General features: G+C 66.1%; 24 protein-coding genes. 6 read left to right on the top strand and 18 right to left on the bottom strand.

Going from position 1 to position 22,759, the window contains the following annotated elements:
- Positions 1–29 precede the first annotated feature (29 nt).
- Positions 30–3,185: a S8 family serine peptidase gene (locus ARGLB_RS24265; protein WP_444541681.1), complete on the bottom strand. Its 3,156-nt coding sequence runs from the start codon at positions 3,183–3,185 to the stop codon at positions 30–32.
- A 267-nt stretch (positions 3,186–3,452) separates the two neighbouring features.
- Positions 3,453–3,698 (bottom strand): hypothetical protein, encoded by a 246-nt coding sequence (locus tag ARGLB_RS02250; protein ID WP_003798436.1) that lies wholly within the window; start codon positions 3,696–3,698, stop codon positions 3,453–3,455.
- Positions 3,699–3,963: 265 nt separating this feature from the next.
- Here ARGLB_RS02250 and purS point away from each other — a divergent pair, with 265 nt between their 5' ends.
- From purS to purL, 3 genes are read left to right on the top strand one after another with little or no spacing between them, the layout of a single operon-like run.
- The gene (gene purS, locus ARGLB_RS02245) at positions 3,964–4,215 is read left to right on the top strand and encodes a phosphoribosylformylglycinamidine synthase subunit PurS (RefSeq protein WP_003798434.1); all 252 of its coding nucleotides are present in this window, start codon (positions 3,964–3,966) and stop codon (positions 4,213–4,215) included.
- A 1-nt stretch (position 4,216) separates the two neighbouring features.
- Positions 4,217–4,990, top strand: coding sequence for a phosphoribosylformylglycinamidine synthase subunit PurQ (purQ, locus tag ARGLB_RS02240; RefSeq protein ID WP_003798431.1), 774 nt, complete (start codon positions 4,217–4,219; stop codon positions 4,988–4,990).
- On the top strand, positions 4,987–7,296 hold the full coding sequence (gene purL, locus ARGLB_RS02235) for a phosphoribosylformylglycinamidine synthase subunit PurL (RefSeq protein ID WP_003798429.1): 2,310 nt from the start codon (positions 4,987–4,989) through the stop codon (positions 7,294–7,296). Before purQ ends, purL begins: the two co-directional genes overlap by 4 nt.
- A 66-nt stretch (positions 7,297–7,362) precedes the next feature.
- Here purL and ARGLB_RS02230 read toward each other — a convergent pair whose 3' ends face one another.
- The 6 genes from ARGLB_RS02230 to ARGLB_RS02205 form a co-directional block, all read right to left on the bottom strand.
- Complete coding sequence (locus ARGLB_RS02230) at positions 7,363–7,641, bottom strand: putative endonuclease domain-containing protein (RefSeq protein ID WP_003798427.1); 279 nt, start codon at positions 7,639–7,641, stop codon at positions 7,363–7,365.
- Between the two features lie 248 nt (positions 7,642–7,889).
- Positions 7,890–8,183, bottom strand: coding sequence for a DUF503 domain-containing protein (locus ARGLB_RS02225; protein ID WP_003798425.1), 294 nt, complete (start codon positions 8,181–8,183; stop codon positions 7,890–7,892).
- 130 nt (positions 8,184–8,313) lie between these two features.
- Positions 8,314–8,631 carry a putative quinol monooxygenase gene (locus tag ARGLB_RS02220; RefSeq protein WP_003798423.1) on the bottom strand — a complete coding sequence of 106 codons (318 nt, stop codon included), beginning with the start codon at positions 8,629–8,631 and terminating at the stop codon, positions 8,314–8,316.
- 4 nt (positions 8,632–8,635) lie between these two features.
- Positions 8,636–9,286, bottom strand: coding sequence for a tetratricopeptide repeat protein (locus ARGLB_RS02215; protein WP_003798421.1), 651 nt, complete (start codon positions 9,284–9,286; stop codon positions 8,636–8,638).
- Between the two features lie 13 nt (positions 9,287–9,299).
- Positions 9,300–9,848, bottom strand: coding sequence for a DUF1990 domain-containing protein (locus ARGLB_RS02210; protein ID WP_003798418.1), 549 nt, complete (start codon positions 9,846–9,848; stop codon positions 9,300–9,302).
- A complete protein-coding gene (locus ARGLB_RS02205; RefSeq protein ID WP_003798416.1) occupies positions 9,841–10,245 on the bottom strand; it encodes an MmcQ/YjbR family DNA-binding protein in 405 nt (134 codons plus the stop codon). Before ARGLB_RS02205 ends, ARGLB_RS02210 begins: the two co-directional genes overlap by 8 nt.
- A 45-nt stretch (positions 10,246–10,290) precedes the next feature.
- Here ARGLB_RS02205 and ARGLB_RS02200 point away from each other — a divergent pair, with 45 nt between their 5' ends.
- Positions 10,291–11,337 carry an isopenicillin N synthase family dioxygenase gene (locus tag ARGLB_RS02200; protein WP_003798414.1) on the top strand — a complete coding sequence of 349 codons (1,047 nt, stop codon included), beginning with the start codon at positions 10,291–10,293 and terminating at the stop codon, positions 11,335–11,337.
- On the opposite strand, the gene ARGLB_RS02195 is transcribed toward ARGLB_RS02200, so the two are convergent.
- From ARGLB_RS02195 to ARGLB_RS02155, 9 genes are all read right to left on the bottom strand, one after another.
- Complete coding sequence (locus ARGLB_RS02195; protein ID WP_003798413.1) at positions 11,334–11,759, bottom strand: CoA-binding protein; 426 nt, start codon at positions 11,757–11,759, stop codon at positions 11,334–11,336. The two genes, ARGLB_RS02200 and ARGLB_RS02195, sit on opposite strands and share 4 nt — an antisense overlap.
- A gap of 598 nt (positions 11,760–12,357) precedes the next feature.
- Positions 12,358–12,885, bottom strand: a complete 528-nt coding sequence (locus ARGLB_RS02190) for a hypothetical protein (protein ID WP_003798411.1) — start codon at positions 12,883–12,885, stop codon at positions 12,358–12,360.
- Positions 12,882–13,430 (bottom strand): RNA polymerase sigma factor, encoded by a 549-nt coding sequence (locus ARGLB_RS02185; protein ID WP_003798409.1) that lies wholly within the window; start codon positions 13,428–13,430, stop codon positions 12,882–12,884. Before ARGLB_RS02185 ends, ARGLB_RS02190 begins: the two co-directional genes overlap by 4 nt.
- Before the next feature lie 102 nt (positions 13,431–13,532).
- Positions 13,533–14,069, bottom strand: a complete 537-nt coding sequence (locus ARGLB_RS02180) for a hypothetical protein (RefSeq protein WP_003798407.1) — start codon at positions 14,067–14,069, stop codon at positions 13,533–13,535.
- Positions 14,070–14,319: 250 nt separating this feature from the next.
- On the bottom strand, positions 14,320–15,609 hold the full coding sequence (locus ARGLB_RS02175; RefSeq protein WP_003798405.1) for an adenylosuccinate synthase: 1,290 nt from the start codon (positions 15,607–15,609) through the stop codon (positions 14,320–14,322).
- A gap of 196 nt (positions 15,610–15,805) precedes the next feature.
- Positions 15,806–17,476, bottom strand: coding sequence for a choice-of-anchor G family protein (locus ARGLB_RS02170; RefSeq protein ID WP_003798403.1), 1,671 nt, complete (start codon positions 17,474–17,476; stop codon positions 15,806–15,808).
- Positions 17,473–18,303, bottom strand: a complete 831-nt coding sequence (locus ARGLB_RS02165; RefSeq protein WP_139023225.1) for a hypothetical protein — start codon at positions 18,301–18,303, stop codon at positions 17,473–17,475. The genes ARGLB_RS02170 and ARGLB_RS02165 overlap by 4 nt, the downstream gene beginning before the upstream one ends.
- Before the next feature lie 112 nt (positions 18,304–18,415).
- Positions 18,416–18,985 carry a signal peptidase I gene (locus ARGLB_RS02160; RefSeq protein WP_245531456.1) on the bottom strand — a complete coding sequence of 190 codons (570 nt, stop codon included), beginning with the start codon at positions 18,983–18,985 and terminating at the stop codon, positions 18,416–18,418.
- A 9-nt stretch (positions 18,986–18,994) separates the two neighbouring features.
- On the bottom strand, positions 18,995–19,696 hold the full coding sequence (locus ARGLB_RS02155) for a SipW-dependent-type signal peptide-containing protein (RefSeq protein WP_003798396.1): 702 nt from the start codon (positions 19,694–19,696) through the stop codon (positions 18,995–18,997).
- 259 nt (positions 19,697–19,955) lie between these two features.
- Here ARGLB_RS02155 and ARGLB_RS02150 point away from each other — a divergent pair, with 259 nt between their 5' ends.
- Positions 19,956–21,167, top strand: coding sequence for a cobalamin-independent methionine synthase II family protein (locus tag ARGLB_RS02150; RefSeq protein ID WP_003798393.1), 1,212 nt, complete (start codon positions 19,956–19,958; stop codon positions 21,165–21,167).
- Between the two features lie 220 nt (positions 21,168–21,387).
- Complete coding sequence (locus tag ARGLB_RS02145; RefSeq protein ID WP_003798391.1) at positions 21,388–22,020, top strand: uracil-DNA glycosylase family protein; 633 nt, start codon at positions 21,388–21,390, stop codon at positions 22,018–22,020.
- Between the two features lie 220 nt (positions 22,021–22,240).
- Here ARGLB_RS02145 and ARGLB_RS02140 read toward each other — a convergent pair whose 3' ends face one another.
- A complete protein-coding gene (locus ARGLB_RS02140) occupies positions 22,241–22,663 on the bottom strand; it encodes a DUF3151 domain-containing protein (RefSeq protein ID WP_003798389.1) in 423 nt (140 codons plus the stop codon).
- Between the last annotated feature and the right edge of the window lie 96 nt (positions 22,664–22,759).

The following is a 22,759-nucleotide window of genomic DNA, read 5'->3' as shown; positions in this document are numbered from 1 at the left end:
CCTTTCGGGAGCCCGGTTCCGGGACCTTCCTAGATGGAGTTATCCGGTGACCGCGTCAGGTCCTCGTTCTGGACCTTCCCCTGTTCCTTCTTTTTCTTCGGATCTTCCGAAGCCGGTGCAACCGCGACGGCGCCGCCCTCCGCCACCACAACGTTCACGAACGTCGGGGAACTGGCCCCGTCGAAGGTGATCCGTCCGATATAGGAGCCGGGAGCCAGGTTCTTCCAGGTGAGGGCAAGCTTCCCGCCGAGCCCGTTCACAAGGCGGACCGGATCAGGCGTCACGGTGGCGTTGCCCTCGTTTGCTCCCAGGACCGCAGCATCCACGGAGGCCTTGGTTGCCTGTTGGCCGGGACTGTCATAGAGGTTCACGAACATCCGGTAGGTGCCCGCGGCAGGGTTCGGAATCGAGACCGACTCGCTCGCTGAGGCCGTGGCGGCGACGATTCCCTGACCGTCCGGGGTGATGACCACCATGTCGAAGTCGGCGTTCTCATCAGCGGAAATCACGGACAGCTTGGCCAGCGGCACGCCGGCCGGAACTTCCACGGTCTTGACGAAGTTGGAGGCATCCGCCTCATAACGGAACGGCCCGGGGACGAGTTCGATGGCCGAGGAGTCCGCCTTCGACAGGCCGTCCAGCGTCACGTTCGTGGGCGAGTTCGAACCCGAGACGATGCTGATGTTCCCGGAACCATTGGCACCTTGGGAGGTGAACGAAATGTTCTTGGGAGCCACCACCGACTGCGGCCGGACCGCGATCGGTGATGTCACGGTCTTTCCGGCCCCCTGCCACGTCAGCGAACCGGCGGCGAACTGACCCAGCGTGGCGCTTTGGTTTTCAAAGGCCACTTTGAACGTGCGCTTCTCGCCGGCTGCGGCGAAGGACAGGACCGACGGCGTGACCGTCACCTTCACCCCGGGCACGCTGGCCTTGGCGCTGTAGACGCCCGGCGCCAGTGCCGTCACCGTGCGGGTGACCTCGATCCTGCCGGCCAGGTTCCCGAGCGAGAAGGACGGGACGTTCATGTCACGGGGCCGCGTGCTGCCGAGGCCGGGCATGCCGAGGTCGACGCCGGTTCCCTGGATGAACCGCAGGTAGTCGTCGGTGCTGGCCTCGTACACGAGCCCCGGATCCAGGACGCGGGCGGGATCGACCTGCCCTGCGCCGGTGGCCAGCACGTCCGTGTTCTTGCTGCCGTCCGCGAGCTTGACGTCGCCGGCGGTGGTCATCATGGCAGACTTCACGGCGGCAGGGGACCAGGTGGGGTTCTTGCCCAGGATGAGGGCACCGAAGCCGGCCACGTGGGGTGACGCCATCGACGTCCCGGACATGAAACCGAATTCGTCGCCGCCGGCGCCGATCGGCGAAACACCGGCCAGGACAGCCACGCCGGGTGCGGCGACATCGGGCTTCAGCAGGTCCGAATCGGTGGCGAGGAGCGGTCCTCGGGAGGAGAAGCCGGCAATTTGCGGCTGCGCCTCGGCGGGCAGTCCCGTGGTGTCCTTGTTGATCAGGGATACCGTGATGGCCGGGTTCGCCGCCACCTTGGCCTTGATGGTTTCCGTGGCAGGCGGATTCAGGTGCACTGTGGGGACGGAGTGCTTGTCGGCATCGAGCGATGATGCCGCCAGGTTGACGAGGATCATGCCCACGCCGCCGCCCCGCGCAACCTCGGCACTCTTGGCCACCCGGTCGTAGACGCCGCGGTCGCAGACCACCACCTTGCCGGCGATCTTGGCCGGATCGAGTGAGCCGGGGGCGCACAGCGCAGGATCGGCGGCCTGTCCGGATGCTGCATTGGCGGCGAGCACAATGCCTGCGCCGGCAACTTCACGGTTCATGATGCTGGCGCCGCGGAACTTGCTGCCGTCGGAGAACTCGACAGTGCCCTGCAGTTCCTGGGAGAAGCTGCTGGCCGCAACGGTGGTGACCCATGGCTCGCCGTGGTTCACTGTGCTGGCTTCAGGGCCGGAGTTGCCCGCGGAGGTGGCCACGAAGATGCCGGCCGAGGCGGCGGACAGGAATGCCATGGACACCGGGTCCGTGGTGGTGGAGGTGGTGCCCGAGATCGAATAGTTCAGGACGTCCACACCGTCGAGTACGGCCTGGTTGATGGCGTCCACGGCGGACGAGGTGTAGCAGCCGCCGGTGTTGGGGTCGTTGTCCTCCCAGCAGATCTTGTAGATGGAGAGCTTGGCTGCCGGTGCGATGCCGCCGGTCAGGCCGAAGCTGCGGCCGTCGACGAAGGTCTCGACGTCGGCGTTGCCGGCGGCGGTGCTTGCCGTGTGGGTGCCGTGACTTCCCACGTCCACGGGCGAAATGAGCTCCTCAGGCGCCCGGTCCTGCGTGGCCACGGAATCCTCGAAGGCGTCGGAGAAGTACCTGGCACTGAGAACCTTGGAGTTGCAGGCCGTTCCGTTGAACTTTTCACCCTTCTGGCACTCGCCCTCGAAGGTGCTGCCGTCTGCCTTCAGCATCGCGATGCTGCCGCCGGCGGTGCGGTAGGGAACGCCAACTTGCGGATTGCCCTTGAGCGGCGCAACGTCTTGGCCCGCGAAGAACTTGCTGCCAGGCGTGTAGCCGGAATCGATGATGCCCACCACAACGCCCTTGCCGGCGCCCGCCTTGCCGCCGAACTGCTTGTTCCACGTGCCGTTAGTGCCGCTGAGCTTGAGGAAGTCCGTGGTGGAGTAGTCCGGGGCCTGCTGGGTGTCCGGCGCCACCGCGAGGACCCCCGGGTTCTTGGCGAGGTTCACGGCCTGGTCGGCGGTGAGCGTGGCGGTGAAGCCGTTGAGTGCCGCCGTGTAATTGCGGCGGATCTGCACGTTTTCCTGTTCGGCCAGCGCGGCCTGCTTCGCCTCCAGGTGGGCCTGGTACCGGCGGACCTCTGCCCGGTCGGCGTCGAGCTTGCGGCCGGACCGCGGCTTCGTGGCCTGCAGGCCCGGCGTGCCGCCCTCGTAGGTGGCGGCGGGCTTCTCGGTCAGCACCACGATATAGCGGCCGGCGGAGTAGTCGTTGGGGTCGACGTTCTTTTGCTGTGCGGCCGGGGCCGCAAGCTGCGACGGCGCCGCGGCTGCCGGCAGCGCGCCGGCTGACGAAAGGAGCAAAGGCAAGCCGACAACCAGTGCCGCTGCTTTCCGGGCCCCCCGGCTTCGGAAGAAGCTTTTTCCTGCAGATTTCACGAGTGGTTTGAACCTTTCATAAAGGAACGGCCCCGGCTACATTGCCGGGCGCAGGCGGCAACGACACGTGAAGATGACAGGTCCTGTCGATCCCAGCAATCGTCGACCGATCCCCACAGTACCTACTGAGAGCCGCATATGACATAGGCCACAAACCAGAATTTACTTTTTTGTCATGGCATTCGACACGGGCATGAAAAAGCGGCGGGCGCCCGAAAAGGAACCCGCCGCAGGGGAGCTAAAGATTGCGGAGCTATTGCCGGCGATCTACTGCCGGGGCGTACGGACCACGTCGCTGATCCACTGGCGCGTCTTCTCGTCCACCGGGCCGGCCACCCGGTCCTGCCCGGCTGCGCGCCGCCCGGCACGCCCCCGCCCGACCCCGGCCTGGCCAGTGCCGTTTTGGCGGGCGGCACGGTCCGCCCTGATCTTCTGGATCACCATCCTCCCGAGACCGGCGAACACGGCGACGGCCATTACCGGCAGCAGGACAGATTTCGGTTTCTCAGCCATTCCGCAATCCTACTGAGGCCGCCCGCGGCGGGCCAGAGCCGGCGTCGTTCTTCCTTTCCCGCGGCGTCCGCCGGACGTCCGCGGCACCGAATACGGAGTGGTGCGCCGCGGCCGGTAGAATAGGCATGCAAGCTCGCGGAGCGCCCGTCCACACCATGCCATTTGAATGCCCTGCCATTTGAACCGGCAGGCAACTTCAGGAATGGCGTGAGACGGCACCACTCCGCTGCGCCCTTACCCAATGCACACGCACAGGAGTTACCGGATGCCCCGGATCGTTGTCGACGTCATGCCCAAGCCCGAGATTCTGGACCCGCAGGGGAAGGCCATCGTGGGTGCACTCCCCCGCCTGGGCTTCACCAGCTTTAGCTCTGTACGCCAGGGCAAGCGTTTCGAACTGACCGTTGACGGCGAGGTGACCGAGGACATCCTGGCCCAGGCCCGCGATGCCGCCGAAACCCTGCTGTCCAACCCGGTGATCGAGGACGTCGTGAACGTCGAGGTCGTCGAGGCCTGAGATGACTGAACTTCCCCTGATCGGCGAGGCAGTCGCCGTCGCCGCCGAGCCGCGCCTGGCAGGCGCGAAGATCGGCGTCGTCACTTTCCCCGGAACCCTGGATGACCGGGACGCTTCCCGGGCGGTCCGGCTCGCGGGCGGCACGCCCGTGGAGCTCTGGCACGGAGACTCCGACCTGGGCGACGTCGACGCCGTCATCCTGCCGGGCGGATTCTCCTACGGCGACTACCTGCGCGCCGGCGCCATCGCGCGCTTCGCCCCGCTGATGTCCAAGATCATCGACGCCGCCAACTCGGACGCCAAGCTGCCGGTGCTCGGCATCTGCAACGGCTTCCAGCTGCTGACCGAGTCGCACTTGCTGCCCGGCTCCATGATCAAGAACGACCACCTGAAGTTCATCTGCCGCGACCAGGTGCTGCGCGTCGAGAACAACAGCACCTACTGGACCGGGGACTATGCCGCGGGCCAGGAAATCACGGTGCCGCTGAAGAACCAGGACGGCCAGTACATCGCGGACGAGAAGACCCTCGACGCCCTGGAGGCCGAGGGCCGCGTGGTGTTTCGCTACGTGGGATTCAACCCGAACGGCTCCCGCCGCGACATCGCCGGCATCTCGAACGCCGCCGGCAACGTGGTGGGCCTCATGCCGCACCCGGAGCACGCCGTGGAAGTGGGCTTCGGCCCCGAGTCCCTGGACGGTATCGGCGGGTCCGACACCGAAGGCCTCGGTCTCTTCACCTCGGTACTGAACAAGATTGTGGGAGGCGACAAGTGACCACGGAAACCACCAAGAAGTTCAACATCGACACCGTCGAGAACGCGGCCAAGACGCCGGACACCGAGCTGCCCTGGGCCGAGCTGGGCCTGAAGCGCAACGAGTTCGACGAGATCGTCAAGGTCCTGGGCCGGCGCCCGACCGGCGCGGAACTCGCCATGTACTCCGTGATGTGGAGCGAGCACTGCTCCTACAAGTCCTCGAAGAACCACCTGCGCCAGTTCGGCGAGAAGGTGACCGACGAGATGAAGAAGGACATGCTGGTGGGCATCGGCGAGAACGCCGGCGTCACCAACCTGGGCGACGGCTGGGCCGTGACCTTCAAGATCGAGTCCCACAACTCGCCGTCGTTCGTTGAGCCGTACCAGGGTGCCGCCACCGGCATCGGCGGCATCGTCCGCGACATCATCTCCATGGGTGCCCGCCCCGTGGCCGTGATGGATCCGCTGCGCTTCGGCGCCATCGACCACCCGGACACGGCCCGCGTCATGCACGGCGCGGTCGCCGGCATCGGCGGCTACGGCAACTCCCTCGGCCTGCCGAACATCGGCGGCGAGATGGTCTTCGACTCCGTCTACCAGGGCAACCCGCTGGTCAACGCCCTGGCAGTGGGCGTCATGCGCCACGAGGACATCCGCCTGGCCAACGCCTCCGGCAAGGGCAACAAGGTGGTGCTGTTCGGTGCCCGCACCGGCGGCGACGGCATCGGCGGCGCCTCCGTGCTCGCCTCCGAGTCCTTCGACGACACCAAGCCGTCCAAGCGGCCGGCTGTGCAGGTGGGCGACCCGTTCGCCGAGAAGGTCCTGATCGAGTGCTGCCTTGAACTGTTCAAGGGTTCGCTGGTTGAGGGTATCCAGGACCTCGGTGCCGCCGGCATCTCATGCGCCACGTCCGAGCTCGCCTCCAACGGCGACGGCGGCATGAACGTCGAACTGACCTCTGTCCTGCTGCGCGACCCCACCCTGACTCCGGGCGAGATCCTGATGTCCGAGTCCCAGGAACGCATGATGGCCGTGGTGACCCCGGAGAACGTCGAGGCCTTCGAAGCCGTCATGGACAAGTGGGCCGTGGAATACGCCTGGCTGGGTGAGGTGACCGACAGCGGCCGCCTGATCATCACGTGGGAAGGCGAAGTCATTGTCGACGTCGACCCGCGCACCGTGGCTCATGACGGTCCGGTCTACGACCGTCCATTCGCCCGTCCGGAGTGGCAGGACACGGTCCAGGCCGATAAGTTCACCGGTTCCGTGCAGGACGCCGGCCGCCCCTCCGCCCCGGCGGAACTGGCCGCAGCCGTCACCGAGCTCGTTGCCTCGCCGAACATGTGCGACAAGTCCTGGATCACCAACCAGTACGACCGGTACGTCGGCGGCAACACCGCCATGGCGTTCCCGGACGACGCCGGCGTGGTCCGCGTGGACGAGGAATCCGGCCTGGGCGTTGCCCTGGCCACCGACGCCAATGGCCGCTACACCTACCTTGATCCGTACCACGGCGCCCAGCTGGCACTGGCCGAGGCCTACCGCAACGTGGCCACCTCCGGCGCGGTTCCGATGGCCGTCAGCGACTGCCTGAACTTCGGTTCCCCCGAGGACCCGGACGTCATGTGGCAGCTGGCCGAAGCCATCCGTGGCCTCTCCGACGCCTGCATGGTGCTGGGCATCCCGGTGACCGGCGGCAACGTCTCCCTGTACAACCAGACCGGCACCACGCCGATCCATCCCTCCCCCGTGGTGGCAGTGCTGGGCAAGCTCGACGACGTCGCCCGCCGCACGCCGTCGGGCTGGCGGGAAGACGGCGCAGCCATCTACCTGCTGGGCACCACGGCTGCCGAGCTGGACGGCTCGGAGTGGTCCAACCTGCGCGGCCACCTTGGTGGCCTGCCTCCCAAGGTTGACCTCGAGGCCGAACGCGCGCTGGGCGAGATCCTGATCAACGCGTCCCGCGACGGCATGGTGGACTCGGCCCACGACCTCTCCGAAGGCGGCCTCGCGGCGGCCCTCGTGGAATCGTCGCTGCGCTACGGCGTGGGTGCCCGGATCGCGCTGCAGGATGTCCTGGACCGCGACGGCGTTGACCTCTTCACGGCGCTGTTCTCCGAGACCCAGGGCCGCGCTGTCGTCAGCGTGCCGCGCTCCGAGGAAGTCCGTTTCAAGGACATGTGCACCGCCCGCGGCTTCGAGCATCTGCGCATCGGCGTGGTGGATGCAGCCAGCGGACAGCTGGAGATCAACGGCGTGGACACCCTCTCGCTGGACGCCCTCCGCGAAGCCCACGAGGCCACCCTGCCGAAGTACTTCGGCTAGCACCCCCATCGATTGCTCCGTAACTGCCCTTTTGACCCGTCAGAAGGGCAGTTACGGAGCATTCGTTTAACGGCCGGGACGCCATCCGGCCCGGACCAGCGCGCTGCGGACCTTGGCTACGGCCGCCTTGCCGTCATTCAACATGTGACGCTTGGAGATGCGGACTTCCGTCCAGCTCAAAACGACGTACCGTTCCGACCGCGCGATGTCCCGCTCAATCTGCAGTTCGTCACCGTGATGCTCGCCTTCATACTCGATGCCGATCCGGTACTCCTTGTAGGACAGATCCGGCTCATGGTGGAGATCCAACCACGTCCGGGAGTCCCGCCGTCGGGCCTTCTGCACGGATGCCCCTGCCCAACGGAATGAGCGAGCGGTGCCGGAGCCGCTTCGAGGTAATGCCAGCGCGGCCGGCCTCACCGACGGTGAACGGCCGGTCCTGGAACTTATTCAACAGCGGGCGTGCGGTCTTCATGGCTACATAAGAGCAGAAAGGACTCCCGCCCCGCTGGAGTTATCCACAGCATCGATCGATTGCTCCGTAACCGCCGTTTTCAGGGTTCAAAAGGGCACTTACGGAGCAATCGATGGGTTTAGTCCTCGCTGTGGATCTCCCGCTGCCGGGCGCTCAGCAGCTCCAGTTCAGGGCGGAAGGCCACGAAGCGTTCGACGGCGGTGAGCACCTCCACGAGGTGCGCGCGGTCCGCGGCGACCAGACCGGCACCGATCCTTGTGCGGCGGTACTGCTCGTGGTCCCCCACCTCGGCCACGGAGACCTCATACCGCCGTTTCAGCTCAGCCAGGAGCGGCCGCACCACGGACCGCTTCTCCTTGAGGCTGTGCACGTCGCCGAGAAGGATGTCGAACTCAATCCAGCCGATCCACATGCCGTCAATGCTATCGAGTGCTCCCCGCCGGTTCCCTCGCCTCGCAAGCTCGGCCAGGGAACCCTGCCGGCGTGGGCCCACGGCCGTTTGGGGCGCCCAAAAGGGCGGCTACGGAGCAGCCGATGGGGGTTCAGATGCTGAGTTCGCCCATCGTGTCCCAGCCTTCGCCGTCGAGCTGGCGGCTGATGATGCGGGGGGTCTCGGCGAGGGCCTGCGGCATGTCCGCCATGGCCTTCTTGAAGTGGGCGCTGTTGACGTGGTCGCCGGCGGCATCGTCCTTGAACGCTTCGACCAGGACGAACTCGTTGGGGTCGTCCACGCTGCGGGACCAGTCGAACCATAGGTTGCCCGGCTCCTGGCGGGTGGCCTCGGTGAAGTCGGCCACCAGTCCGAGCCACTTCTCCGACCAGTCCGGCCTGACTTTGAACTTGACGACGATGAATATCACGGGGCTATGCCTTTCGTTGGGTTTTTGCGTCCTGTTCGGACGCCAGCGCCTGCTCGCACTCTTCAATGGCCTCGCGGGCGTACTTCTGCTGGGCCGGGGTTCCGACGCGCTCGGCCCACTGCTCGGCCAGCTGGAACTCCACGAGCGCTTCGGTGAGCCGGCCCGCGCCGTGCAGGGTCCAGCCCAGGTTGTTGTGCAGGGCCACCATCCAGCGCTTTGTGCGCTCGTCGTGGACGGTGGAGGCGTACTCCAGCGCACTGCGGGTCCAAAGCTCCGCGTGGGCGGAGTCGGCTATGGCCAGCATGTGGAGCGCGTCCACCGCAAGGAACTCCTCGCCAAGATGGTCGCCGAGCTCGGCCGCCTGCTCAAACAGGGGCACCGCCATGGCCGCGTGCCCGCTTGAGTTCAGGACCCGCCCGCGCTCCAGCAGGATCCGGACACCTACCGTCGGCTCGTCCCCGTCAATCGCGTCGAGCAGCGCGTCAGCCTCTTCGAAGCGGCCCTGGAGCCCGATGGCCCGCCCCAGCTGCGTGGCGAGTTCGGCGCGTTCGTCGGCATCGTACCGGGGGTCGGCGAGCGCGTCCCGGAAGCGCTGCTCGGACAGCTTCGCATCCTCGAAGTTCCACAAAAGGTCAAGGCTCTTTTGGTCCAGCATGTACCTCTCCTGATCAGCTTTCACCTGCGGCGAGTTGGCGTGCACCTTCAATGTATCGGGAAGTCATGAGGCGCTGCGCACGGCGGGCCAGCGCGCCGCCTGCGGCGTAGAACCAGTTGGACGGCCGGCTGAATGCTGTGATGCTGAGGTAGACCCGGCCCTGGGCATCGATCTCGGCCTCGAACGACTCCTCGCCGCGCACCGGATGGCCCGGCAGGGAGCCGTAGCCGAAGCCGGCGGACTGCGGTCCGCCGCCCGGAACAGGGCGGTGCACCCACACGACCTCGCAGGGAACTTTGAGACGGAATGGCCCGACGCCGAATCCGCTCACCACGCGTGCGCCGGGAACGACGACGCCGGAGGCGGTCCGGACCCGCAGTCCGGACCGCCGCTGCAGTTCCCAGGCGAGGATCCCCTGGGCCACCCGGAAGTAGACATCCGCCCCCTCGCCGAGATAGGTGCGGGAAGCCACGCGGCGGTACCCCGCCGGAGACCGGCCGTGCTCGGTGGCACCGACCTCCGGATAGTTGAGGACACCCCTCGCCAGGCGCTTCTCACTCATTGCCCACCTCTCTGGCCCAGCCAAGCTGCTCCCGCTGTTTCCGGCTCAGCGATGCAACCACGAGGTCGTAGGAGTCCTCCACCATGTCCCGCACCATGTCGTCGGGCAGGTTCCCGTCCAGGCGGACGCCGTTCCAGTGCGTCTTGTTCATGTGCCACGCGCCGGTGATCTCCGGGTGCACGGCCCGGAGCTGTTCGGCCAGGGCAGGCTCGCATTTGAGGCTTACCGACCAGTCGTCAGGATCCATGGCGGACGCCGCGAACATTTTGGCTTCCTGCTTGGCCCCGCCGGACACGGCGGCCCTGACCTTGAACACCGACGTTTCGGGACCGAAGGGGAAGTCTTCGAAAGTGCCCGGAAACGACAGGCAGATTTTTCTCAGGTCGGCTGGGTCCATGCTGCGAGCCTACAAACCCTTTCCGGGCGGTGCTAGTCTGCGAACATGGCAGCTGCCCGGGAGACCATACCTGTACTGGATCTCGGCTCCGCACGCCGGGCCGACGGTTCGTTCAACCCGGAGTTCATTGAAGAGCTCCGCGACGCCACGCACCGCGTCGGCTTCTTCCAGGTCATCGGCTACGGCGGCGCCCCCGGCCAGGCGAAGGGGCTGCTTACGACGATCAGGCGCTTTTTCGACCTGCCCCTCGAAGAACGCATGAAACTCGACAACCGGCTGTCACCGCATTTCCGCGGCTACACGCGGATGGGCACGGAGGTCACACAGGGGAGGGCGGATGCGCGCGAGCAGATCGACTACTCACCCGACCGGGAGCCGGTGAAGGACTATCCGCCCGAGCAGCCGTACTGGCTCCTCCAGGGCCATAACCTGTGGCCGGATGAGTCGATGCCGGAGCTGAAGGAGGCGGCCATGGCCTGGGCTGCGCTCATGTCCAAGGTGGGCGCGGAGCTCATGCGGGCCATCGCTGTGTCCCTCGAGCAGCCGGAGACCTATTTCGAGGAACCGTTCAGGGACACTCCGGCATGGATGGGCAAGCTGGTCCATTACGTCGGCGGAGTGGTTGAAGCGGCGGGCGACCAGGGAGTGGGCTCCCACGCGGACTACGGATTTGTGACCCTCCTCCTCCAGGATGAGGTGGGCGGGCTCGAAGTGCTGCCGCCGGGCGCCAGTGCGTGGGTCCCCGTGGAGCCCATCCCTGAAGCGCTGGTGGTGAACCTCGGTGAAATGCTGGAAGTGGCCACCGAGGGCTACCTTGCCGCCACCATCCACCGGGTCAAGGCCCCGCCGCCCGGCGTGGACCGTTACTCCGTGCCGTTCTTCTGGTCACCCCGGCTCGACGCGGTGATCGATCCGGTCCCCCTCCCCGCAGAACTGAAGGCACAGGCGCGCGGCATCTCGGACAATCCGTCCAACCCCATGCTCCCCTCGTTCGGCCTGAACATGCTCAAGGGCCGGATGCGTGCCCACCCGGATGTCACCGAACGCCACTACCCCGAACTGAGCCCTGACCTGGAGCCCCGGACAGGCTAAATGCCCACCCGCCAGCCTTCGCGCGCGGGGCACGAGTTCACTACGACGTCCAGCCCGGCGGCCTTTGCCCGTTCGACGGCGGCGTCGTCGAACACGCCCAGCTGCAGCCACACCGCCTTGGCGCCGACGGCGATGGCCTGGTCGATGACGGCCCCCACCTTCTGCGAATTGACGAAACAGTCCACGACGTCGATAGGGTGCTTTGCCGCCGGGATCTCGGCGAGGGTGCGGTAGCCCTTCTCCCCGTGCACGTCGTCACCCCGCAGGTTTACGGGGATAATCTCCATGCCCATGCGGTCGCGGACATACAGCGAGACGTCGTACGCCGAGCGCCACTCATTCCGGGTCAGGCCGACAATGGCCCAGGTGCCCTTCGTTCGCATGAGGCGGTCAATAACCGCCGGATCGTTCTCGTGAGCCATACCTCAACTCTACTCCCGCGGTAATTTGGCGGCCTTTTCCGAATATGTGGATGCCGAACGGGACAGCGGCAGTGATGAACGAACAGTACAGCTGCCGTACCGAAGGCATGAAAAATGCCGGGCTGGAATTTGATGGGGGACAACTTCCAGCCCGACACTCTCACTTGGGTAATCGACGGGACACCCGAAAGGGTTACGCCGATTCCAAAACTTTTTCAAAAACTTTTTCGCCGCCCGGTTAATCGGCGCATCCCGCCCCGCTCCTCAGGAGTTTTTGTACACGTACCGCGCCTTTGCCCGGCCGTTTGGGGCCAATAAGTATACAAAACTCGGGCTGCTGCCTTTAGGGCGTGCCGGGGACCGGTTTGGCCGGAACGGTCGGCATGCCGCCAGGAAGCGTCGGCACCGCCGGCAGCGGCTTGGCCGGAAGCTTCGGAGCGATGCCCGATCCGGGGACCGTGGGCAGGTGGCCGGGCCCGGCGGGCAGCGGAGTCTGCTTCTTCGTCGCTCCACGGGAATCCGAGGAACCGTTCGCAGCGGATGAGTTCGACGAACCGTTGGAGGAGGCCGGATCCGTTTGGACCGGCGTCGCCGGTGCCTACGGCGACGGGGCGGTGTCGGTGACCGATGGTTTGGTCGCAGCACCCGACGGCGCCGGAGCAGCCGGAACGTCGGCGGGCGATGTGGGCATCGGCGTCGGCGCCGTCGTATCGCTGGTCGGCTGGAAGATCCGGACCACCGTATGGCCTACGCTGTTGCGGAAGTCCTCGCTGGAAGCTGCAGCGACAGCACCGGCGCCCAGGCCCATGGCACCGACCACTGCCGCGCCCACCACAAAGCCCATTCGCCGCTGCCGGTTGCGGCGGTGCAGTTCGAGGCTGGCGATGTTGGAGGCGCGCCGCATGGGCATGCTTTGAGGGGTCTCGCCGTGGGCCAGTACGCCTGAAGCGGATGCGCCGTGAACGAGCAGCGCGGCGAGTTCAGCCCGGGGTTGGGGTGCGGAGTCATGGGCGAACCCGCGCAGTTCTTCGAGGGACCTGCGGAGATCGGCGTCGTCTTCGAGCCCGGAATCCAGGAGGATCGCCTGGATCTCTCCTTCTTCGCGGCCTGCCGGCGTGACACTCATGATGCTGCGTGGTCCTTTTCCTTGACGAGTTCGCGCAGGGCGATGAGCCCGCGGCGCTGGAGCTGTTTGATGGCCCCGGGGGTTTTGTCCATGATGCCGGCGACCTGTTCAACCGACAGGTCCGCAACGATCCGCAGGACCAGCACTTCCCGCTGGTCGTCATTGAGCGTGGCCAGGGCAGATGTGATTCCGCCCATCGAACCCAGGACCTCATCCTCGGCGGAACTCGACCGCCTGTGGTCCTCGAGCGGATCGAATTCGGTGAAATGCGGCGTCCTCGCGGACCGGCGGTGGTAGTCCACGAGCCGGGCGTGCGCCACCGAGAAGATGAATGTCCGCAGCCCGGAGTGGCCGCCCCTGACATTGCTGAGCTTGGGCAGGACATCCACGAAGACGTCCTGTGTGAGGGCTTCGGCGTCGTCCACGCCCCGGGCCCGGAAATAGCCCAGGACGGCGGGGGAAATGACGCTGTAGACAGCGCTGAAGCCGGAGGGGTCGCCAGAAAGGGCTGCTGACAATTCGTCATCGGTCAGCTGAGCTGCCAAGGAGCTGTCCTTCCCTTTACTGCAGGTGCGCGGCGGTAGTAAGCCTACCGCCGCACACCTCACGCCCCTATTCGGGGAACGCCCTGTTTCGCGTGCTGTGGACTACTTGCCGGTGGGCAGGTCGGCAGCAGCGTCAGCCTTGACGTCAGCGTCTGCAGCGGCGGACGGCGCGGCCGGCTTGGCGACGTGGTCCGTTACATCCGGCACAGCCGGGGCGGCAGGAACGGCGGGAACGGCCGGGGCAGCGGGAACGCCGGCGCCATTGGGAACAGCGGGAACGGCGGGGATTGCTGCGGTTACGTCGGCGCCGGCAGCCTTGTCCCCGGCGGAGACGTTGGCGTTGGCGGCGGCGTTGTCCTTGTCAGCTTCCACTGCGGCATCGGCTGCGTCCGCAGCTTCGCCGGCAGCCTTGGCCTTGGCGGCGGGGGCGGCCGGAACCGTCGGGGTGGCCGGGACAGCGGGCACTGCCGGGACCTCGGTGGCAGGAACGGCCGGGGCGGCGGGCGTAGCGGGGGTCACCTCTGCATGCTGCGAGCCGGACACCTGGGCGGCGTTGGCCAGTCCGATGCTGGAGAAACCTCCGACAGCGACGATGGCGGCTGCGACAGCAATCTTGGTGGTCTTGCTAACACTCTTCATCAGAAAAAAATCCTTTGGTTGATTGAAGGCCGGGACGGCGGCCGATGGGGGACAACCGCCGTCCCGGCGCTTACATATACGTAATCGCCGGGACGGGCTGGGAGGTTACGCGGTTCCGGAAACTTTTTTCAGACGGGCATGCTCTTCCCAGAAACAGCGGATTAAAAGACGATGGCGGCGGGCCACCGTGAGGTGACCCGCCGCCGTCGGGAACTGCTTGCTGAACTGTTGTTGCCGGACGCTTCCGGCGTCAGTCGTTGATCAGGTCATTGACCACGATGGTCTGGTCGCGGTCCGGTCCCACGCCGATCGCGGAGAAGCGGGTGCCGGACAGCTTCTCGAGGGCCAGCACGTAGTTGCGGGCGTTCTCCGGGAGGTCCTCCAGGGTCCGGGCGCCGGTGATGTCCTCGGTCCAGCCTTCGAAGTACTCGAAGATGGGCTTGGCGTGGTGGAACTCGGTCTGCGTCATCGGCATCTCGTCGTGCCGGACGCCGTCGACGTCGTAGGCCACGCACACCGGGATCTGCTCGATGCCGGTGAGGACGTCAAGCTTGGTGACGAAGTAGTCCGTGAAGCCGTTGACGCGGGAAGCGTGGCGGGCCAGCACGGCGTCGTACCAGCCGCAGCGGCGCGGGCGCCCGGTGTTGACGCCGAATTCACCGCCGGTCTTCTGCAGGTACATGCCCATCTCGTCGAAGAGTTCCGTGGGGAACGGGCCTGCGCCGACGCGGGTGGTGTAGGCCTTGATGATGCCGATGGACCGCGAGATGCGGGTGGGTCCGATGCCGGAGCCCACCGAGGCGCCGCCGGCTGTCGGGTTGGAGGACGTGACGAACGGATACGTGCCGTGGTCGACGTCGAGGAACGTGGCCTGCCCACCCTCCATGAGCACCACTTTGCCCTCGTCCAGGGCCTTGTTCAGGACGAACGTGCTGTCGACGACCAGGGGCCGCAGCCGGTCCGCGAAGGAGAGGAAGTAGCTGACGATCTCCTCCACCTCGATGTCGCGGCGGTTGTAGACCTTGACCAGGAGCTCGTTCTTCTGGCGCAGCGAGCCTTCCACCTTCTGGCGCAGGATGGACTCGTCGAAGACGTCCTGGACACGGATGCCCAGGCGGGCCACCTTGTCCATGTAGGCCGGGCCGATGCCCCGGCCGGTGGTGCCGATGGCACGGCTGCCGAGGAAGCGTTCAGTGACCTTGTCCAGTACCTGGTGGTACGGCGCGACGAGGTGTGCGTTGGCGGAAACACGCAGCTTGGAGGTATCCGCGCCGCGGGCTTCGAGGCCGTCGATCTCCTGGAAAAGTGCCTCGAGGTTGACGACGCAGCCGTTGCCGATGATGGGGACGGCGTTGGGGCTGAGGATGCCGGCCGGAAGGAGCTTGAGCTCATACTTCTCACCGCCTACGACGACGGTGTGCCCGGCGTTGTTGCCGCCGTTCGGCTTCACTACGTAGTCGACGCGGCCGCCAAGCAGGTCGGTGGCCTTACCTTTTCCTTCGTCGCCCCACTGGGCGCCGACGATCACGATTGCTGGCATGGGATCCTCCCCCATTCGTTCGGGCCGCCCAGGTTTCTCCACCGAAATGGAAAGCCTCCGCGGCGCCGTTCATGAGAATGCCCCGAACATACGAGCCTTCGCCGGACCGCGGGGCAGCACAGCGACGCAAGAGTTCAGGGGCTCTTACCACCCAAGTTTAGCGGATTGAACCGGTTTCTCCCTTGTCGCGGCACACTCACGGGACACGCAGCGCCACAGGGCCGGCCGAGGAGTTTCCAAGGGACAGGCTGAGAAGCCCGGCGTTGTCGATCAGCCCCACTCTCACCGCCGAGACCTTGTACTCTCCGGCAGCCGCAGTGACGTCCGCGGGTTTGGTACCCGGCCAGGGCTGGTCGGGCTGGACGTTGACGTTTATGGCCACGAGCGAACCGACCGTGTCGAGGACGGATCCGACGGCAGACCTGGCGGTCACTTTCAGTGGATCCAATGTGGCCTGCAAGCTGGACACGATGGCATCAGTGGGTGCCACTACCGCATCGGCCACGGTGCCGACGGCTGTGGTCGTAAGCGAAGAAAGCAAGGCGGTGACATCCAGCCCGACCGCCGCGGTGGTCGGGGGCGGCGCGGTTCCCGCCCGAAACTGCCCCAACGTTCCCCTGATCGTGATCTCCGCGCTGCCAATGGCTATGCCCGTGAGGGGAACGCGCACGTTCGCCCTCACGGTAGCCTCGAGCGTTACGGCGTCCAGTGCCGCACGCAACTGGGTCATGATGCGACGAATCAGGAGGCCGACGTCGCTCTCCATTTGAGCAATGTTCTCCGCGGTGAGGACCACTGGACTGTTCGGCCGCAGGTCCTTGCTGATGGATGCGCCTCCCGGCAGCTTTGTCAGATCGACGCGGACCTCACCTGTATTCAGAGTGACGGTTACGGCGCCTTCGGACTGCGGTTTCCGCAATATGTCTCGAACCGGCTCAAGGTTCAGTCCACTCAGTGATGCAGTAGTCGTGGCGGTCACTACGCCCAGACTGTCGAGGATGTTCTCGACGTCGCTGGTAAGGGACTGGACGAGGTTGCTCTCCAGGTCATCCAGTGTGGTCGGAAGCCCGTTCAGGGCAGCGTTCACGGGCGGTGCCACGGCTTCAACGGCAGGCACTTTAGCGTTCAAGTCCAGGCTGGCGATGCCGTAGTCGCGCTGCACGGTGGGCGTAGCGTCCGGAGTCGGCCAGCCGTTCGTCATCACGCACCCGTCCAGAGCGGCAGACGAAACAACAGCACCGACGTCGAGCGTTGCACCGGCAAGCGAACCGGGGAGGATATTCCCGAGCGAAATGCTTGCGGCCTTCGGCGCCGTGGCGGCACCGTTTGCGGTTCCGCCCACGTCAGTTGCGCCCGACTGGTCCGAGACCAGACCGGAGGCGCCACGCGACTGCCCGCTCCCCCTTGCCTGCGCCCACTGGGTGTAGCTGCCGATCCCGCCGACGGGGACACCGAGCCCCAGCGCCGCCTCAACAACAGTCCCGCCCAGGACGGTGACGGGCAGTTTGCTGACGAAGGCGTCCGCTGTGCCGGGCACCGGGGTGGCGGTGACAGGCACTGGCGACGCCGTGGTTCCGTTGTTAGTAACGGTGAGACCCTCGACGCCGGCGGTGGAGTCCAGACTCGTATTCAAAACGCTGCCGGATAGCTGCCGGGCCCACGACTGGGTGGTGAACAGGCTGTTGGTGGTGCAGCCGCCGGGAGTGCCGACGCCGACGGCGCTGCCCACCCATTCGTCGTCGGTCCAGGCGGCGGTGGTAATCGTGGTCCCGGCGGCGAGTGAGATGGCCGCAGCCGCGGCAACCAACAGCGAGTGCCGCGGCGTTCCGACGATGACCCGTGCCACGCTTTTCAGGCTCGCCCTCATGGCTTGATCTTCGGGGAGGTGCGTGGCCGACGGAGCGTCACAACAACCGCGGTGCCCAGCAGCACCAGGGCGCCACCTGCAAACAGAGCCGGCAGAAGTGCTGCGCCGGTATCACCCAGGCCGGTGTCTCCCCAGCCCGCGGCTTCCTGGCTGGTGTCTGAGCGGTTGGTGTCGGTGGCCACCGGCCGGGTGGCGTCCCCCGGCTGGCCGGGCGGCCGTGAGTGGTCTGGCATCGGCGATTGGCCTGGCTCGGTCGGCTGGTCTGGCCCCTGCGATTGGCCCGGGTCCTGCGATGGGTCTGGGTCCGGAATCGAGGCCCCGCCTGTGCCCTCCCCCATGGCGCTTACCCCGATGCCCAGCGTGAGTGAAGTGCCGCCCGAATCAACAGTCCCGGCGGGACGGGAAAGGCTGAACCCAAGATAGGGCTCCGTTCCGGCCCGAAGATCGCTCAGTGGAACCTGGACATCCTGGCGAAGCGCCACCAGTGATGTCGGTGCGATCCTGGAGATCGAACCGGACGGGCAACCCAAGCTCCCGTTCAGTCCGCTGGTCCCCTGCCACGGCTCAGCGCATTCCTCCACCGAGACGAGGTATCTATCGGTTGCGGCGATTTCCCCCGCTGCGGACACCTGCAGCGTGGCCGTTGCCAACGGCTCCGTCACCTTCAAGCCGATCTGCCAGCTGAAGGACTCGGCCGGCTCAAGGACGGGCAGTGTCAACGGATAAACGGAGGATGAGAGTGACAACAATCCCGGCGTCCCGGTTTCGGGCACCGGAACCAGGTCTTCGGCGGCGACGGCAGCACCTGGGACAGCGAATATTGCCAACAGGACAGCCGCGCACGTGGTGCCGCCACGCATCATAGATATCTTCCACCACGGCATTCCGTCCACCTCCTTGGGCGATCGCACGGCTTCGTCAGGAACCAGGCTCGGGAGACTACTGCCTTGGCCAGTACGCCCAGAGCACCAGCGCGGCCAGGGCAAGTGTTGCTCCGGCAATGAACCCCGAACCCCTCACCGTCATCAGCCATGAGCCGATAACGGGCACTGTCACCAGCACTTTCTGGGCTGTGGCAACTTCGTAGGGCAAGGGGTCCTGGGAGCTGTTCGCATCGCCTTTGAGAATCAGCGATGTTCTGTCCCCTCCTGGTTGAGGTGACGTCACGGCAACCACGCGGTGGGTGATCAGCACGCTGGAGTCCGCACGCTTTACGGACACGACGTCGCCCGGTACCAGGTCTTCCGCCTTGACTTGGACTGTCAGGGACAAAGCCCCCACCGGATATTGGGGCTCCATGGAGCCTGTCCGGAAGACCACGAAGGACGCTTTGAAGACGAAACCGAGGATCAGGGCAAGAATGCACAGCAGCCCCAGAACGGCCACCAGTGTCAGGGCAACTTCACGGACGATTTTCAGGACGCGCACCAGAACCGGCGGGACCACCGCCCCGCGCGGCACCGAGGCCGCACGGGACGGAGATCCTTGCCCGGTCATTACTTCCGGCATGGCCAGTGGCTACGAGCCGACGGTGCTCGTGAATTTCCAGAGCGGAACTGTCTTCAGCCCTTGGAGAGTATCTGCGGCAGTGGACGGGAGCGTGAGCGCAAAGCAGATATCGACGGCGGCACCGTCCGTCACTGTGTCACCCGCCGCCGGGAGAACGATGTTGTTAGCCGCCCCGGGTTCGGAAATGGTGCCCAGCGGGGATCCTGCAGGAACGATGCTGGTTCCAACAGCCGCGAAGCCTGTGGCGTTGCACAGCGCCTTGTCCACGTTCTGTTTCGCCTCGTACCTCAGCTCGGAGTAGAGAACCGAGGAGTTGGTCACCGAGTCGATGGGCGTGGACTGCACAGCCTGCGTCAGTCGGGCCACCAGCGCCTCAGAACCGGCCGCTGCGCGCAGCTGCATGGGAGCGTAGACGGTACTGCCGGGCACCAGGTTGTCCGCGTTGACGCTGAACGTGAGGGCACCACCGGGCGCCGCGTCCTTATCACCCCAGGCGGCTGCGCCTCCGGTCCCAGTCCAGGTGTTCTGCTGCATGTGATAGGTCTTCGTTCCCGGGCCGCCGCCGTTGCCGCTTTGGCCGAAAACCCATTCATTGTCAGTCCAGGCAGCGAGCGTGAAGGCCGCACCGACTCCCAGGACAAGTCCGGCCGCCAGAATGGCCCGGACTTTCGTAGCTTTTGCGCGCGGCTCAGCGCTGGTTGAAGCAACCATTATTTCCCCCAAATTTAGATGTGTCCCGAGTGAAAAAATCGGATGCGCATAGGGGGGAGCATCGGTATTTCCCCCAAAATCCGATTGGCTTCAACTCATCATTTGCGCAGGTCAAAGTCAAATCGATGGATTTGAGGAGCACCCGGCGCTCCTGGGTCCGGCCGTTATACAGCGACACAAATAAGCCTCAGCTTGCCCGCCGAAAAACCATCCAATTAAGTGAGAGTGGACCATCCCGAGCGGCTGAGGAGACCCTGTCTTGTCACTGAACACCGACCACATCCGCGTCACCCATGCCGGCTCCCTGCCGCGCACCCCGGAGCTCATCGCCGCCAACGCAGCCAGGGAAGCCGACGGCATCACACCCGAATTCCTGGACCTGCTGGAGACCTCGGTGGTGGACATCGTCCGGCGCCAAAAGGACCTGGGCATCGACATCCCGAACGACGGCGAATACGGGCACGCGATGTCTAACAGCGTGGACTACGGCGCCTGGTGGAACTACTCGTTTGCCCGCCTGGGCGGCCTCGAGCCCACCACCGTGGACCGCTGGGCCGATGCCGAGGTGCACCGTTCCACGCCGGGCAATATCGTCCTGACCTCGTTCCCTGACCGCCGGGACCGGCAGAAGTTCAATGACGCCTACAACGACCCCTCCTCCGGGATCCTCGCCCACCGCAAGAGCGTGGCACAGCCCAAGATTGCCGGCCCGCTGACCTATACCGGGCAGGACCTCGTGGCGTCGGACGTCACCAACCTCAAGAAGGGCCTGCAGGCAGCCGGCCTCACCGAGGGATTCGTCGCGTCGCTGTCCCCCGGTTCCTGCGCACGGGTGGCCAACGACTACTACAAGACCGAGGAAGAACTGGTCTACGCCTGCGCCGATGCCATGAGGGAGGAGTACAAGGCAATCATCGACGCCGGGCTGACCGTTCAGCTCGATGACCCGTCGCTGGCGGAGAGCTGGGACCAGATCAACCCGGAACCCAGCCTCGAGGACTACCTCAACTTCATCCAGCTCCGGGTCGAGGCCACGAACTGGGCCCTCCGCGACCTGCCCGAGGAAAAGATCCGGCTGCACGTCTGCTGGGGATCCTGGCACGGCCCCCACACCACGGACATCCCGTTTGCCGACATCATCGGCTCCGTCCTGCAAATCAATGCAGGCGGATACTCGTTCGAGGCAGCCAACGTCCGGCACGAGCACGAATGGCGCGTGTGGGAAGGCACGAGGCTTCCCGAGGGCAAGGTCATCATTCCCGGTGTTGTCTCGCACGCGACCAACGTGGTGGAGCATCCGGAACTGGTGGCGGACCGGATCGAACGCTTCGCCAGGCTCGTGGGACGCGAGAGCGTGATCGCCTCCACCGACTGCGGCCTCGGCGGCCGCGTCCACCCGCAGATCGCCGTTGCGAAACTCGAGGCCCTCGGGGAGGGCGCACGCCTCGCCACCAAACGGCTCTGGAAGTGATTTAGCCCTCACTCGCTGTCCTACGGGCCCCCTCCTGCGCGACTCCGCCGCGGCGGCACGCGGGGGCGGGGCCCAGCGGGTCGGACGCCTTGCTAAACTGGGAAGGACCGGTCAGGAACCGGTCCACACCTCATTTCACTCCACGCCGCGTTCGGCCCGCCTGCGGCGTGCCGGCCTGCGGCGCGGCGGCGCGACCCACCTGCAGGAGACACAGCACCATATGACCGCTCTGGCTACCGAATCCTTCCATGAACAGCTTCTAAAGCGCCGTTACGAGCCCAACGTTGCCGCTGTCAATGAGCTCTGCGATACCTTGCAGAGCGCCAAGCCGGGCACCCAGGTGCCGTACGTCGACCCCGCTCACGACGTCGACGAATGCCGCATCATCAGCCTCTTCTCCAACATTGGCGCGGCATCGCCCACCGGCTTCATCATGCCGGGCGACGACGATGCCGCCACCCGCATGCTGGGCCTCCAGTGGAAGCTGGGCCTGCGGCCGGAATACATCATGCCGTGGAACGTGCACCCGTGGCACACGCCGGGCGAGCCGAACGGCAAGTTCACCCCCGACCAGATCCAGGCCGGCCTCAAGCCGCTGCTGAAGGTCCTGGCCCTGGTGCCCCGCGCCTCGGTCATCGTAGCCCACGGCACCGAGGCCAACCGCCTCGCCGGCCTGCTGCTCAAGACCGAAGTCCCCCTGCTGTGGCGCCGCGGACTGAAGACCTACAAGGTCCGTTCGCTCAGTGGCCGTTCCTTCGCCGGCTCCCCCGAGCGGCAGAAGCAGTACCTCGACGAGATGCACCTCGCCTACGCAGACGCCATGGCCCGCACCGGCCTGCAGAAGTCCAGCTAACAGAGACACTCCGGGGTCTCGACAAGCTCAACCAACGACGGCGGGCGCTCACCTTTTGGTGAGTGCCCGCCGTCGTATACGGGGCCGCCGCCGAGGGTTCCCTGACTGAGCGACGGCGGGCGCTCACCTTTTGGTGAGCGCCCGCCGTCGTATACGGGGCCGCCGCCGAGGGTTCCCTGACTGAGCGGAGCGAAGCGAGGGAGGCGGTGGGGATGTTGTCTTACTTGCCCTCGATGGCTGCCTTGGCCCCGGGGTCCGAGTCGTTGAGGAACTTCTCGATGCGCTCCGGCTCCTCCGCCTCATTGATGGCGGCGGAGGCGCGGCCCAGCGAGTAAAGCGCCCGCAGGAAGCCGCGGTTGGGCTCGTGCTCCCACGGAATGGGCCCCACACCCCGCCAGCCGTTGCGGCGGAGCGAGTCCAGTCCGCGGTGGTAGCCGACCCGTGCGTAGGCGTAGGAATCAATGGTGCGGCCTTCCGCCCATGCCTCCTCGGCCAGGACGGCCCACAACAGCGACGACGTCGGGTGCTTCTCCACGAGGTCCAGCGCCTCAGCGCCGAGCGCGAGGTGCTGGTACACCTCGGTCTCGGCAGGCAGGAGCGTGGGCTCGGGGCCCATCAGGTTCTTGCGGAACTCGTCGGACACGGCTAGAAGGTCTTGCCGGCGGAGCCGAGCTGCTGGGTTGCTTCCACAACGCGTGCGGCGAGGCCGGCCTCGGCGGAGGCGCCCCAGACGCGGGGA

The organism is Arthrobacter globiformis NBRC 12137 (genome assembly GCF_000238915.1).
In the GTDB taxonomy this organism is placed as follows: Bacteria; Actinomycetota; Actinomycetes; order Actinomycetales; family Micrococcaceae; genus Arthrobacter; species Arthrobacter globiformis.
The sequence above is the reverse complement of the archived record's forward strand: the minus strand, read 5'-3'. Positions and strand labels throughout refer to the sequence as shown.

Excerpts from the sequence above, each read along its gene's own strand:
- ARGLB_RS02250 (WP_003798436.1), bottom strand. The coding sequence starts at position 3,698 with ATGGCTGAGAAACCGAAATCTGTCCTGCTGCCGGTAATGGCCGTCGCC.
- purS (WP_003798434.1), top strand. The coding sequence starts at position 3,964 with ATGCCCCGGATCGTTGTCGACGTCATGCCCAAGCCCGAGATTCTGGAC.
- purQ (WP_003798431.1), top strand. The coding sequence starts at position 4,217 with ATGACTGAACTTCCCCTGATCGGCGAGGCAGTCGCCGTCGCCGCCGAG.
- ARGLB_RS02225 (WP_003798425.1), bottom strand. The coding sequence starts at position 8,183 with ATGTGGATCGGCTGGATTGAGTTCGACATCCTTCTCGGCGACGTGCAC.
- ARGLB_RS02215 (WP_003798421.1), bottom strand. The coding sequence starts at position 9,286 with ATGCTGGACCAAAAGAGCCTTGACCTTTTGTGGAACTTCGAGGATGCG.
- ARGLB_RS02210 (WP_003798418.1), bottom strand. The coding sequence starts at position 9,848 with ATGAGTGAGAAGCGCCTGGCGAGGGGTGTCCTCAACTATCCGGAGGTC.
- ARGLB_RS02205 (WP_003798416.1), bottom strand. The coding sequence starts at position 10,245 with ATGGACCCAGCCGACCTGAGAAAAATCTGCCTGTCGTTTCCGGGCACT.
- ARGLB_RS02200 (WP_003798414.1), top strand. The coding sequence starts at position 10,291 with ATGGCAGCTGCCCGGGAGACCATACCTGTACTGGATCTCGGCTCCGCA.
- ARGLB_RS02195 (WP_003798413.1), bottom strand. The coding sequence starts at position 11,759 with ATGGCTCACGAGAACGATCCGGCGGTTATTGACCGCCTCATGCGAACG.
- ARGLB_RS02190 (WP_003798411.1), bottom strand. The coding sequence starts at position 12,885 with ATGAGTGTCACGCCGGCAGGCCGCGAAGAAGGAGAGATCCAGGCGATC.
- ARGLB_RS02180 (WP_003798407.1), bottom strand. The coding sequence starts at position 14,069 with ATGAAGAGTGTTAGCAAGACCACCAAGATTGCTGTCGCAGCCGCCATC.
- ARGLB_RS02175 (WP_003798405.1), bottom strand. The coding sequence starts at position 15,609 with ATGCCAGCAATCGTGATCGTCGGCGCCCAGTGGGGCGACGAAGGAAAA.
- ARGLB_RS02170 (WP_003798403.1), bottom strand. The coding sequence starts at position 17,476 with ATGAGGGCGAGCCTGAAAAGCGTGGCACGGGTCATCGTCGGAACGCCG.
- ARGLB_RS02160 (WP_245531456.1), bottom strand. The coding sequence starts at position 18,985 with ATGCCGGAAGTAATGACCGGGCAAGGATCTCCGTCCCGTGCGGCCTCG.
- ARGLB_RS02155 (WP_003798396.1), bottom strand. The coding sequence starts at position 19,696 with ATGGTTGCTTCAACCAGCGCTGAGCCGCGCGCAAAAGCTACGAAAGTC.
- ARGLB_RS02145 (WP_003798391.1), top strand. The coding sequence starts at position 21,388 with ATGACCGCTCTGGCTACCGAATCCTTCCATGAACAGCTTCTAAAGCGC.